This is a genomic window from Dyella marensis (assembly GCF_900112865.1).
Lineage (GTDB): Bacteria > Pseudomonadota > Gammaproteobacteria > Xanthomonadales > Rhodanobacteraceae > Dyella_D > Dyella_D marensis_A.
This window is the reverse complement of the sequence record NZ_FONH01000002.1, coordinates 201,881-215,720: the sequence shown is the minus strand read 5'-3', so window position 1 is coordinate 215,720 and position 13,840 is coordinate 201,881. Positions and strand designations below refer to the sequence as shown.

The 13,840-nt window shown below is 65.6% G+C and carries 8 protein-coding genes; 7 read left to right on the top strand and 1 reads right to left on the bottom strand.

What is annotated here, in order from left to right:
* The first annotated feature begins 1 nt into the window (after position 1).
* Positions 2–436, top strand: a complete 435-nt coding sequence (locus BM172_RS03710) for a hypothetical protein (RefSeq protein WP_026636641.1) — start codon at positions 2–4, stop codon at positions 434–436.
* Between the two features lie 148 nt (positions 437–584).
* Positions 585–2,909 carry a ligand-binding sensor domain-containing protein gene (locus tag BM172_RS03705; protein ID WP_026636642.1) on the top strand — a complete coding sequence of 775 codons (2,325 nt, stop codon included), beginning with the start codon at positions 585–587 and terminating at the stop codon, positions 2,907–2,909.
* A gap of 170 nt (positions 2,910–3,079) precedes the next feature.
* Here BM172_RS03705 and BM172_RS03700 read toward each other — a convergent pair whose 3' ends face one another.
* On the bottom strand, positions 3,080–4,330 hold the full coding sequence (locus BM172_RS03700) for a sensor histidine kinase (protein ID WP_026636643.1): 1,251 nt from the start codon (positions 4,328–4,330) through the stop codon (positions 3,080–3,082).
* A gap of 612 nt (positions 4,331–4,942) precedes the next feature.
* On the opposite strand from BM172_RS03700, the gene BM172_RS03695 reads away from it, so the two are divergent.
* The 5 genes from BM172_RS03695 to BM172_RS03675 all read left to right on the top strand — a co-directional run bounded on the left by BM172_RS03695 (position 4,943) and on the right by BM172_RS03675 (position 13,688).
* Entirely contained in the window at positions 4,943–6,715 is a 1,773-nt protein-coding gene (locus BM172_RS03695) for an alpha-keto acid decarboxylase family protein (RefSeq protein WP_081805296.1), read from the top strand.
* 40 nt (positions 6,716–6,755) lie between these two features.
* Positions 6,756–8,861 carry a flavin monoamine oxidase family protein gene (locus BM172_RS03690; protein WP_197022893.1) on the top strand — a complete coding sequence of 702 codons (2,106 nt, stop codon included), beginning with the start codon at positions 6,756–6,758 and terminating at the stop codon, positions 8,859–8,861.
* A 454-nt stretch (positions 8,862–9,315) separates the two neighbouring features.
* The gene (locus BM172_RS03685; protein WP_081805297.1) at positions 9,316–10,956 is read left to right on the top strand and encodes a glycoside hydrolase family 28 protein; all 1,641 of its coding nucleotides are present in this window, start codon (positions 9,316–9,318) and stop codon (positions 10,954–10,956) included.
* 531 nt (positions 10,957–11,487) lie between these two features.
* The gene (locus BM172_RS03680; RefSeq protein WP_026636646.1) at positions 11,488–12,738 is read left to right on the top strand and encodes a glycerophosphodiester phosphodiesterase family protein; all 1,251 of its coding nucleotides are present in this window, start codon (positions 11,488–11,490) and stop codon (positions 12,736–12,738) included.
* Between the two features lie 74 nt (positions 12,739–12,812).
* Positions 12,813–13,688, top strand: coding sequence for a peptidylprolyl isomerase (locus BM172_RS03675; RefSeq protein WP_026636647.1), 876 nt, complete (start codon positions 12,813–12,815; stop codon positions 13,686–13,688).
* Positions 13,689–13,840 lie beyond the last annotated feature (152 nt).

Here is a 13,840-nt window from a genome sequence, read left to right as displayed (position 1 = left end):
GATGATGATCGATCCGGAAGAACTGACCACGGCGCATCTGCCCAAGGAACTGCGACGCGGCGAACCCGACGAGCGGGCGCGCAACGAGAGCGAGCGGATGGCGATCTACGCGCTGGTCTATCGGCGTCGCGCGCGGGCGGCGTCGACCCGGGCGGCAGTTGGCGTGGCCTTGTCCTGCCTGCTGGCGGCGTTGTTCGCCGGTTCGCCGTGGGTGGCGGCGGCGGGCTTTGCCGCCTGCCCTGTGGTGTATGTGGTTGCGTACTGGAATGCGCAGCGGATGCTGCGCGCGCAGCTGGATATGTCGCAGGCGGCGCTGTCGGCGTGCGTGGACCGGTTCATGGCCAGCGCCGAGGGCGCGGCGACGGCTGCCATGCTGGAGCGGGGCGATGCGCAGGTGAACCTGCGGGCAGCGCGGCGCGAGCGCGGAGTGAGCTGAAGCCTCGCCGGCCTGGCTCGGCTTGCCATACCGTCGTGTCAGCCGCTAAAAAGCCCGGATCGCGTCCGCCAACTCTCCCGTGACCGACTTTTATCCTCCCAGCGGTTGCGCAACTGCGAAGACACCCGCCGCTTTGCGCCGTTGGCGCATGCGCAACGCCTGCTGGCGGTCCATCGTGCTGTTCGGATGGGCACTGCTGGTCATGGGCACGCGGGCCTGGGCGAACCCGGCCTTCGACTACCGCGTCGGCGTGCGCGCGTACAGCAGCGACGACGGCCTGCCGCAGTCGCATGTGAACGCCATCGTGCAGGCCCGCGACGGCTATCTGTGGGTGGGCACCTTCGGCGGGCTCGCCCGTTTCGACGGCACCACGTTCACCATTTTTCATGGCCGCTCGCGTTCGGCGAGCGGCCAGGCCGGCGCGCCTGTCAGCGACCGGGTCACTGCGCTGCTGGAAAGCCGCGACGGGCGCCTCTGGGTCGGCACCGAGGATGCTGGCCTGAGCGTGCGCGACCGCACCGGCTTCCGCCACCTGCCGGTGTGTGCCGGGAGCTGCCAGGTCAACTCGATCCTGCAGGCGGCCGATGGCGCGATCTGGATGGCCGGCAATGCAGGATTGCTGAAACTCGATCCGATCAGCGCGCAGGTGCAGTGGACCGAGCATTCCAGCGCGGTCGGCTACAACCAGCTGGCCATCGATAAGGCGGGCGCCCTGTTTGTCGGCGGCACCAGCGGTCTTTACCTGGTCGATCGCGACGCGCTCGTACCGGTCGCGCTGCCGGCGGGAGAGCGGGTCGTGTGGCTACTCAAGCGCGACGGCGATGGCTTGCTGGTCGGCACCGGGCGGGAGCTGTACCGGTATGCGCCGGCTACGCATGCGTGGCAGGCGCTCGGCGTGGCGCAACCCAGGGACGCCGCGCAGGCGCCGAACGGCCGCTGGTGGGTAGCGCAGGCGAGCGGACGCGTGCTGCTTCAGGACGGCCGCGGCGGCTGGCAGGAAGCGCCCGAGCTGTCCGTGCCGGGTGTCGCCAACCTCACCTGGGACGACGAGGGCAATCTGTGGGCCGGCAGCGGCCACAGCGGCCTGCTCAAGGTCCGCGCGCCCTTGTTCGGACTGGTGGGCGAACGCAGGCTCGGCACCGTCATGGCCGGGCGCGCCATCGCCTCCGACGGAAGCGACGGGCTGTGGCTGGGCTCCGCCTGCGGCGGCCTCTTTCATTGGGACAGCGATGGCCGCGCGCGCGCCGTGCCGACCTTGCCCGCGCTGGGCAGCACCTGCATCTTCAGCCTGCTGCTGGACCGCCGCGGCAGCTTGTGGATAGGCACGGCCAACGGCCAGCTGGGCCGCCTGGACCACGGCGAGCCGAAACTCGTCGAAGCCTGGCCAAGCAAGGAGCCGGTCAACGTATGGCAACGCGAGGACGGCGCCTATGTGGTGACCACCGGCGCGTCGACCTTGCTGCTCGACATCGACGCCGACGGGCGCATTACCCATCGGCAACGCATCGACGCGCTGCAGGGCATGCGCATCAATGACGTCAGCAAGGCCAGGAGCGGCGGCTACTGGTACGTGGGCGACCATGGCGCGTGGCGTCTGCAGGGGGAGCAGGTCGCCGAGCACTGGACCGTCGACGACGGGCTGTCGTCGCGTTTCGCGCGCGCGCTGCACGAGGAGGCCGACGGCACGCTGTGGATCGGCACCTACGGCGGCGGGCTCAACCGCATCAAGGACGGCACGATCCGCTACTACGACCGCAGCAACGGCTTGTTCGACGATACGGTGTCCTGCATCGAGGCCGACGAGCGCGGGCGCCTGTGGCTGGCCGGCAATCTCGGCGTGACGCTGCTGCCCGCGCCGAAACTGGCGGCCGCTTCGATCGAGTCGGCCCGCTTCGCCGAGCGCGATGGCTTGATTCCCGCCGAAATCAACGGCGGCGGATCGACCACCTGTCACCGGGACGGGCAGGGCCGGCTGTGGTTTTCCCTGGTGTCGGGATTCGGCGTGCTCAATCCGGCCAAGGTGCCTGCCGCCGATCCGGTGCCGCCGATCGCGCATGTGGAATACGCCGCGGTGAACGGGCATGCGCTGGACCTTGCCGGCCCCAGGCTGGTGCTCCCTCCGTTTTCGCGCAACCTGGAGATCCGCTACACCGCGATCAATCTCGGGCGGCCGCAGGAAACCCTGTTTCGCTTTCGCCTGGTCGGCGTGGATCGCGACTGGGTCGATGCCGGCCAGAGCCGCAGCCTGCTCTATCCCGTGGTGCCCTGGGGCGTGCATCAGCTCGAAGTGCAGGCTCGCGTGGTCGGCGGCCCGTGGGCTTCCGCGCCCGCGGTGCTGACCATCGTGCATCCGCAGCCGTGGTATCAGCGGCCGTGGATCTGGACGCTGGTTACCTTGCTGGGCTTGCTTGTGCTGGTGGGGAGCGGGCGTTCGGATGTAGGCGGGAAAGCGATTGCGCGGTATTTCCGGTGAGGTGTGCACATCACTGTTGCGCTCCGCCCGAACCCTCACCCCAACCCCTCTCCCGGAGGGAGAGGGGATCACCTCACCGTTTCAAAGTGGAATCCTTCTCCCTTCGGGAGAAGGTGGCGGCAGCCGGATGAGGGTGCGGGCGGAGCGATGCATATCACCCTTGCGTTCCGTCATGGAACCGCCGCCGCTTCATCCAGCGGCGGCAAACGAATCTCGATGCGCGTGCCCCGGTCCGGCTGACTGTCGATGGCAATGCTGCCGCCGCAGTCCGTCACGAAGCGATGCACGATGGTCAGCCCGATGCCCGTGCCTTCGCCGCGCGGCTTGGTGCTGAAGAACGGCGTGAAGACATGGGCAAGGACGTGCGGCGGCATGCCGACGCCGCTGTCCTCGGCGCGCACCAGGGCATGCTCGCCGTCGACACTGGCCGACAGCGTGAAATGCCCGCCGTCCGGCATCGCGTCGGAGGCATTGCTGGCCAGGTTCAGCAGGGCCAGCTCGAGCTCGTCGCGATCCGCCTTGACCAGCAGGTCGCCGGCGGAGATCTCGAAATCCACCCGGATGCGCGGATGGAACATCGCGGCGATCAGCGATGACATCTCGTCGATCGCCTCGCCGAGGTCGAACACGCTCATGTTGCGGCTTTGCGGGCGGCTGAAGCTCAGCAGCCGCCGGGTCAGGATGGTGCCGCGCCGCGCGGCCCGCTCGATCCGCGACAGGGCCGCCTCCGGCGCGGTCCGCGCCGCGGGGGAGGCGACCAGCCCGATGATCACGCTGAGGATATGGTTGAAATCGTGCGCGACGCCGGTCGACAGGCGCCCGATCGCTTCCATGCGCTGCGCTTCCATCAGCCGCGCGTAGGCCTGCTCTTTCTCGTCCATGGTGCGCTGCAGTTCCCGGTACGCCGCATCCAGCTCGCGGCTGCGCGCGATGGCGCGCTGCGAGGAAAGGATCAGGCGGTCCAGGATGGTCGCCAGCACCAGGAAATTCATGCCCGCGAGAAACAGGCTGGACCAGGTCTCGGACGAAGCGCCCGCACTGGTGGCGCCGTGCAGGTCGCTCCAGGCTCCCAGCGCCAGCGACAGGGCGCTGCCCAGGGCCACCCACCACACCGCCGCCCGGCCCAGCAGCAGCCCGGCCAGCAGCAACGGCAGCAGATGGACCATCAGCAGGTCCGGCTGCGCCTGCAGCCCGTACATGACGTAGCCGGTCCCGATCAGCAGCAGGCTGCCGATCACCGTGAGGCCCGCCGACAGCCGGTAATAACCCGCCCTCGCCAGCGCGAGGCAGGTCCATGCATAAGCGCAGATCACCATCGCGGTCCAGGCATCGCGCGGTTGCCCCGCATCGATGTCGAGGTGCGCGGCGAGCGCCGCGATCAGGGCGATCGCGCCCACCGCGGCCAGGATCACCTGCAGCATCCGGTCGCCGCGCGGTTCGTGAGAAATCGCGGGAAGCGAGCGCAAGCGCGTGAAGGGTGGCCGCGATTTCGATGAGGCTTCGATGGACATGGCGGCCTGGTGGACAGGTGAAAAAGATGGGGATGAGCGCACGCCATGGCAGACGGCGCCGCGGACGCATCGCTGCATTTTATCCATGACGCAGGCTTCACACCTCCGCGTTGTAGTCTCCGCCCGTTTACAGGGGGCTGGATCCGTTTCTGCAAGTAGCCATGTCGGTATCCGCGCGTAGCATCGCGCCGACTTGCGGCTATCGCCCTCATGCGTTGGCTGGAGCAAATCACCAAGCGTAGTGGGGCGGACCGACGCATCGGTCCAAGGAGCGCTCTATGAAAGTCACCGTTAGCCTGCAGGCCGTCATTCTCTGCATTGGGTCCCGGATCGGGACGGTCATGTCCTGGGGCAATACCGAATAGTCGATGCGTTCCGGATGCGTTCCATGCATCCGGCGGGGGAAGGGCGCGCACGCGCCCGGCAGGCGTACATCCAATCTTTTCGGCAACGACGGAAGCGGCGCGTACGGCGCTACCGGCTTGTGTCGTGCGCCTTCATGGCCAAACAGGGGGAAACGTCATGGCAGACAGCAATATCTCGAACAAGTCCCGCTCCATCGCCACCGCGCCGGCGTCGATATCGACCGCCACCTTCACCGTCGCCGATTATCTGTTGACGCGACTGAAGCAATTGAATGTGACGGATGTCTTCCAGATACCCGGCGACTACGTAAAGCACTTCACCCAGGCGCTGGAATATTTCGACGGCGTCAACACCATCGGCGCGATCAACGAACTGGACGCGGCTTACGCCGCCGATGCCTATGCGCGTACCCGCGGCCTCGCCGCCGTGTCCTTGCAGTTCGGCGTCAGCACCTACAGCGCGCTCAATGCGATTGCCGGCGCCTGGGTCGAGCGCAGTCCGATCGTGGTGATCAGCGCCACGCCCGGCGCCGACATGCGCGATATCACCGACATGTACGACGTGCTGTTCCACCACTCCACCGGCGACCTCAATTCGGACCGCGCCATCTACGAGTATGTCACCGTCAAGGCGATCACCCTGAGCACCAACGTGGGTGCGGCCGAACAGATCGACGAGCTGCTGGTCGATGCGATCACCGAGAAGCGCCCCGTCTACATCGCCTGCTACAAGGAGGTCTGGGGCCAGCCCTGCGAGCGTCCGCCGGCGACGCCGCTCAAGCCGCGCGTCACGCGCAGCCCCGAGCTGGCGCTGCGCAATGCGGTGGACCAGGCCTGGGCGATGATCACCCAGGCCAAGAGTCCGCTGATCTTCGCCGGCGTCGAGGTCCTGCGCTTCGGCCTGTCCGGCCTGCTGCAGAAGATCATCGACGCCAGCGGCTTCCTCTATACGACCACCACCCTCGGCAAGAGCGTGCTGGACGAGCAGGGCGACAAGTTCATCGGCACCTACTCCGACGCCGCCTCGATCGAGGCGGTACGCGAGATCGTGATGGCCTCGGACTGCGTGCTGACGCTGGGCGCCATCATCACGGACGACTACCTCACCTTCATCGAAGCCAAGTACGCCGACATGGTGCTGGCCGACACCGCCGGCGTGCGCGCCGGCTATTTCAAGTACGGCGACGTGACCATGCGCGACTTCATGGAAGCCCTGCTGGCCAGGTTCACCGCCAGCAAGGCCTATCCGATCAAGGCCAAGGCGCCGCCGCAGCCGAAGTACCCGCAGCCATGGGCGGCCAATTCCGATCCGGTCTACGACGCCCAGCCGCAGATCATCACCTACAACCGGTTCTTCGCCCACACCATGAAGTTCCTGCAGGACAAGGACCTGCTGAAGGACATCGTGATGACCTACGGCGTCAGCTCGTCGATGTACGTCGCCACCAACTGCTATGGCCTCAAGCAGGGCAGCTTCGTTTCATCGGCTGCATGGCAGTGCATCGGCTTCGAGACCGGCGCCGCCTGCGGCGCGCAGCTGGGCAGCGGCAAGCGCGCGTGGACCGTCGCCGGCGACGGCGGCTTCATGATGGTCTGCCAGTCGCTGTCCACGCTCGCCCGCAACCAGCTCAACGCGGTGATCTTCGTGATGAGCAACCAGGTCTATGCGATCGAGCAGGTGTACGTCGACATGTCGGCGTTCAAGCCCGGCCCGAAGCACAAGTTCGACGCCTTCGACATCCTGCCCAAGTGGGACTACCTCGCGCTGGCCAAGGCCTTCGGTGCCGAGGGCATCCGGGTGGAGACGGTGGACGAACTCAATGCCGCCTTGCCGCGCATCGCCAAGATCAAGGACAAGCCCGTGCTCGTCGAAGTCGTCATTCCGCAAAAGGATCTGCCCGGCCAGATGTACCGCCTCGGCAGCGAATGAACCGCGCTGCCAGCCACTCCGCCTTCAGGGAGCTATCACCATGACACAGAAGACCTACTCGATCTTCGGCGCCGGCGCCTCCGGCCTCTATACGGCCTGGCGCCTGCTCACCGGCCAGTGCAAGCAGAGCAAGTTCAACGCCAGGCAGCTGAAGAAGGGCGACGTCCTGGAGCTGTACGACTGGGGCAAGTACGACTTCACCAAGCGCTACCCGGGCAGCCGCGCGGCAGGTGCGCGCGTGTGCACCTGGCATTACAACGACGACAAGACCGACTCCTACGTCGAACTCGGCGGCATGCGCTATTCCTACTGGAACCGGATCCCGAGCAAGGACAACCCGGATCCGAACAACGGCCTGGCGCCGGGCCATCGCGTGGTCACCACGGTGATCTCCATGCTGGGCCTGGACAAGTATTCGGTGCCGTTCAATGTCACCAACAACCAGCTGTTCTATCTGCGCTCGCGCAACTTCTATCTGAATTCGATCAGCTCCAATACGCCCGCGCCGTACAACGTGAACAACTTCGGCGCGTCGACCACGCCGGACCAGGGTTTCACCACCGTGCAGGACCTGGCCACCACCAAGCCGTGGAACGACTTCACCCGGCGCGACTGGTGCCGCTTCTACCAGCACGGCCGGATCACCGCGCAGCTGCCCGCGTCCAGCGTGTTCCAGCCGGGCGACTATCTGAAGGACATCGGCTACTGGAACCTGCTTTACGATCAGCTCGGCGCGGAAGGCTATGACTATGCGGCCGACGGCAACGGCTACAGCTCCAATGTCATCAATACGCATGCCGGCGTTTCGTTCAACATCAACAACGAGTTCACCCCGGGCAGCCAGTACCGCACGCTGTCGATCGGCTACTCGGGCATGTTCAATGCGCTGTTCGAGGAGATCGTGAAGCAGGCCAAGGCCAAGGGCGTCGAGTTCCGCTATCGCCCCGACACGCGCCTGCATTCCATCCTGTCCAAGTCCGGCAAGGCGGTCTTCACCTACGCCCATCGCGACAATCCCAATATCGCCGCCGGCGCCAGCGAGGCGGATGCGGCGTGGATGGCGATGCCGCGGGCGGCGATCGACCTGGTCGCGCAGGCCACCCGGTTCCGTGCCGCTGGGAAGGGCGAGGTGGACGTGCTCAATCACGAGAAGGTCGGCCTGTACCTGGAGTCGACGATCATGCAGCCGTCGTACAAGATCGGCATGTTCTTCGACCAGCCGTGGTGGTCGCCCGATATCGACAATCCGGCGCCTTATCCGGCCCAGGTGGTCGGCTATACGATCACGCCAGAGACGATCTCCACGCTGCGGGGACAGAAATTCCCCGCCGCGGCGCTGAAGGCGATGACGACGCTGGTCGACGTGCCCTACGAGTCCGCCGCGGACATGCTCAAGGCGATCGAGAACATCACCGACCAGGCCCTGACCATCAGCCAGGCCAAGCAGCTGACCGCGGCCTCGCGCAACGACACCATCGGGCCCAGCGTGAGCAACTCGCCGATCCGCATGGTGGTGTACTTCGGCAACAACGCCACCGCGACGAAGAAGAAGCCGGTCTACGGCATCCTGGCCAGCTACGACGACGAGGACAACACGGCGTTCTGGCACGAACTGGAGCTGGGCCCCAAGCGCCAGCGCGAAATCCCCAGCTCGCAGGACACCCAGCCGCTGGATGGCCCGCGCCCGGTGCCGGCACGCATGGTGAAGATGCTGCGCAAGATGCTGGCGGAGCTTCACTTCGGCCCGAACTCGGACTACACCGCCGTGCCCGAGCCGCTGCAGTCCGCCTACATGGACTGGGCGCTGCCGCCGTTCAATGCCGGCTATCACGAGTGGGCGCCGCACTACGACATCGGCGACGTGCAGCGCAAGATCCGCAAGCCGTCGCAGTTGATCCAGGGCGCGGATGCCGACATCTTCATCGTCGGCGAGGCCTATTCGAACGACCAGGCCTGGGTGGAAGGCGCCTACTGCACGGCGGAGTCGGTCCTGAACGACTTCTTCGGCATCGAGCCGATCATCGACAACCGGGCCTATCCGTTCATCTGCCCGGAAGAGGCGTCGGAGGGTACCGACGACGAGCTCGACAAGATCCTGCGCAAGATCGATCCCAAGCGGCAGTCGCAGGAGCCGGAGGCGGTGTAACGACGGACAGAGAGGGCCCCGCATGACGGGGCCCTCTGCGTTTCGGCGGACTCGGTTCGACGAAGTACCGCAGAGCATTCCGCGTCCGCGGTCCGGAGCCGCCTGCGCCGTGCCGAACCTGTGCGGATCGCCTGCCACCTGCGCGTGGCCGCCCACCGTGGGCAAACCAGTGATGGACTGGCCACCTCGCCGGTGGCGCCGTCATGCCGCCTTTACGCCAAAGCGGCTTCAGATATCCGACAGCGGGCTTACGTTTTATGTGCGGAATTGCGCTTGTTCACTGTGACGAGTGCGCAAATTCTTGCCCCGCCGAATTCGCGACGCATCACGAATTTCACCTGCCGGCCTTGCATGACCATGCCGCGGCCTGCGCGGACAAGAGCAGGAGCGACGCGCTCTCTACGCTTGCCGCCGCGGAGGTACGTCCGCTTATCAACACATTCTGGAGAGCTGCATGCGTACGCAGGGGAGTCATGCCTTGTTGTCACCGAAGTCGTTGTCACACGCCATCCATGTCCTGATCGGTTCCACCGCATTCGTCGCCTCGTTCGCCTGCGCGGCGACGCAGGCGCCGGTGCAGACGAGCTGGGGCACGACCGCCGCCGAACCCTCGTTGCCGGCGGCTTCCGCCGTGTGCACGACGCTGACCGCCAGGCGCACGCCGGTCAACGGCTCGCTAGATGCCAGCGATGCCGATCCGTCCAAGTCCGCCCCGGACACCGAGGACCTGCAGTCGGCCATCGACCACTGCGCCGTCACCGGCGGCGCGGTGAAGCTGGTGGCGGTGGCGAACGGCCCGTCGGGCTTCCTCAGCGGTCCGCTGACGCTGCGCTCGGGCGTGACGCTGTGGCTCGACAAGAACGTTACGCTGTTCGCTTCGCGCAACCCCAAGGATTTCGACAATGGCCTGGGCTTGTGCGGCATCGCCAACAAGACCGACAAGGTCTCGTGCTATGCGCTGCTCAACGGCAACCATGTCGACAACGCTGGCATCGTCGGCGAGGGCATCATCGACGGCCGCGGCGGCAGCCTGCTGACCGGCGGCGCCAACAAGGGCCTGCGCAGCTGGTGGGACGTGGCCTACCAGACCAAGACCAGCAGCGTGACGCAGCACAACCCGCGCCTGCTGAACATCAACGGCGGCAATCACTTCACCCTGTCCGGCGTGACGCTGCAGAACTCGCCGAACTTCCATGTCGTGCTCGACGGCATGGACGACGTGCTGGCGTGGAACGTCAAGATCCTCTCGCCCAGCCTGGCCTACACCGTGCAGGGCAATGCCTGCCCGAAGGGCACGACGCCGGATGCGAAGACGCCGGCCACCTGCTTTACGCCGGACACGGTGAAGAACACAGATGGCTTCGATCCGGGCGAATCCACCCACGTCGTGCTGGCCTATTCGTATATCAGCACCGGCGACGACCACGTGGCGGTGAAGGCCGGCTCCGGTAAGGGCTCGCAGCATCTGCTGTTCTCGCACGACCACCTGTATGCCGGGCATGGCATGTCGATCGGCAGCGAAACCAATACCGGCGTGAGCGACATGACGGTGGAGGACCTCACGGTCGACGGCCATGACGGCTCCAACAGCGTGGGCATCCGCATCAAGTCCGACGTGTCGCGCGGCGGTGCGGTCAGCGACGTGGTGTATCGCGGCGTATGCATGCGCAACGTGCGCCAGCCGCTGGTGTTCGACGCGTTCTACAGCTCGACCAAGACCAAGAAGTCCTATCCGTCCTTCACCGGCATCGAAGTGCACGACTTCCACGACCTGGGCAGCGTGGCCTACGGCGGCGGCCAGGCCACGTTCGAGGCCTATGCCAGCTATCCGCTGCGCATCGTGCTGGACAACGTGCAGTTCGACGGTACCCAGCCGACCACCTACCTGAAGGGCCACAACGGCGGACCGGGCACGCTGCCGGCCAACACCGTGTTCACCCTGGGGCCGGGCCCGGTCAGCTTCGCCAAGGCGATGGAACAGAAGCACGGCAATGGCGTGTCGTTCGATGGCGCGGTCACGCAGAGCCCGGCGCCGCGCGATTGCACCAGCGCGTTCGTGCCGATGAGCAGCGTGCTGGCGACGGCGCCGCTCTGAGTAGGTAGCTAGTCGATGCGGGCCGGAGGCAAGCTCCGGCCCGTTTTTTTTTTGCCGATGGTGTTGGTTTTGGTGAGCCGCAGGCGAACCCCAGCATGGCTGCGTTCGGACGTCGCCATGCTCGCCTGCGGCTCACTCCAGCCAACTCGTCATTCCGGCGCGGGCCGGAATTCAGTGACGACACCCTGTGCTCAAACGTGAGAGCAGGAGCTTCCGGCCTTTCGCTTGCAAACCAGCGCTATGGCCACTGGATTCCGGCCTGCGCCGGAATGACGGGGTTGGGGCGCAGGGCTGATGGCAGCGTTGCGTTGCGAGCGAATGTTTCATCGCGCGGTCTCTCGTCGCGCTCCACGTCAAGCACCGGTCACGCACCAAACATCAATTTGTCACTGTGAGTGATAAAAATGCGCACAACGGGATCGGCTCTCAGGGGAGACGCACGGTCCCGCCGCGCTGGTGTTCGCTGACGAGCCTGGTGGTCGGGGACATGCGGCGTATTCATCACTAAGACTCGCCCGGAGATCTCGCTCAATGAAACGTCGTTCCAACAAGCAAACTTCGACGCTGCGCGTCCTGAGCAGCGTATTGCTGCTCGCGCTGGGAGCCACCCTGGCGCCCAAGGCCTCGGCTGGAATTTCCGAACCGTGCGTGTACCAGAACTACAAGATCCTCAACGTCTGGAAACACCTCAATTCCGAACGCCACATGGTGGTCGTGATCGCGCATCGCGGCTGGTGGGGCAATGAGAAGGGTCCGGCCAATACCTGCGGTGCCAGGAACGATCGCGCTTCCGGCGATCCGGAGAATTCGATCTACGCGGTGCAGGATGCCCTGCACGGCGGTTTCGAGGCGGTCGAGGTCGACATCAAGATGACCCGCGATGGCATTCCGATCCTGATGCACGATTTCACCCTGGGCCGCACCACCGATATCTACCAGGGCAGCGGCCAGCGCAAGTTCGATCCCTATGCGCAGAGCCACAACCAGCCGCAGGGCTACAACCCCTATGTCAACCAGGTGAACTGGTACGGCAACCTCGAACACCACTACCTGCTGTCGCCCGACCGCAGCAAGGTCTACAACCAGCACATCCCGGCGTTCGCGCAGCTGCTCGACGAATATCGCCTCGGCGAGACCAGCGGCATCATCGTGCTGGACGTGAAGGACCGCGCCTCCATGCAGTCGGTGTGGCGCCTGATGAACAACCACCGCGACAGCCACGGCTCGCTGGCGCGCAACTGGGTGGCGGTGAAGTTCAACGTCTCCACCTATCCCAACCCCGCCGATCTCGAGGCGGATCTGTACAAGTCGGCCAATCCGCACAACGACAACAGCCAGGAGCCGTTCCTCGGCATTCCGGTGCTGACCAACAACATGCTGGACAAGTACCGCAACCTGATCGACATCGAGAAGAACTACATGACCAAGGACTACACCCTTGGCGTGGAAGTGAACATCAATACCAAGAACGGCCGCCTGCAGAACGCTTACAACGTGGTGGGCCAGTACCGCAAGCCAGTGGGCATCTTCAATCCCATCGCCGACCCAGGCGCGTGGAGCGGCGACGGCCAGAACCGCGCGTTCTTCCAGAACACCGGGCAGTGCTGCTACCGCCTGTGGTCGGTGGCCTATGGCGACAACACGGTGTCGCGCTGGGATTGGTCTTTCCTGTACGGCAACGGCTGGAAGTCGTTCGACTTCATCACTACCGATGCGGCCGGCAAGATGATCGACGATCTCGCCTCCAAGGGCCTGCGCTGGGACAACAACTCGATGCGCTGACGCAAGCGGCCGGTGCGCCGCCAGGCGCACCGGTTTCCGATCCGGGAAACCCTGTCATGTACAAAGGTCTATCCATGTCGCTCCATCGTCTTTGCGCCGCCGCGCTGCTGTCCCTGCCGTTCCTTGCCATGGCGCCCGCCGCCCAGGCCTCGGACGACGATCCGGTCGTGTTTTCCATGGGCCACGAGCAGTGGACCGCCTCGCAGTTCAAGCGCGTGGTGGCGGATACGCCGCCGCAGGTGAAAGAAGCCGCGCTCGCCGATCCCGCCGCGTTCGCCCGGCGCTACGCCGACATGCATCTGCTCGCGCAGCTGGCCGAGTCGCGCCAGCTGGAGCAGGACGCGGATGTCCGCCAGCAGCTCGCCTGGGTGCGCGAAGGCGTGCTGGCGAATGCCGCCAAGGACGATCTGTACAAACATGCGCAGGTCAGCGACGAGGAGGCCCGGCGCTATTACGGCGCGCACCAGGGCGATTTCGTCGACTACACCTTGCAGCATGTGGTGCTGCGCTACCACGGTTCGGAAATCGCGCCGCGGGCAGGGCAGAAGGACATGAGCGAGAGCGAGGCCACGGCCGAAGCCGGCAAGCTGCGTGCGCAGGTGTTGCATGGCAAGGATTTCGCCGAACTCGTCCAGCGCTATTCCGATGACGACGAATCCAAGGCCGATGGCGGCGTGCTGCCGGAAACGGCCTCGCGCAACCTGTTGCCGGAGATCGCGCAGGGTATCGCCGGCCTCAAGGAGAACGAGATCTCCCAGCCGATCAAGACCCGCTACGGCATCCATCTGGTGCGCGTGCTCAAGCGCACCGACAATAATTTCGAAGACGCCCATCCGCACGTGGTGATCCTGCTGAAGAGCCAGCTGGTCGACCGGCAGATCGAGGCGATGAAGCAGGCGACGCCGGCGAAGCTGGACGACGGCTTCTTCCAGTCGAACTCCGCGCCATAAAGACGGCGCCTCGAAGCGCACGACCCACTTCCACCACACCCAGCCCCTCTCCCCACCGGGGAGAGGGTTGGCATGAGGGGCCGGGCGGAGCGTGATGCTGAAGGTCGCGTCTAGCTCAAGAGCTTTTCGCTTCGTAGAAACGCTTGGGCAAG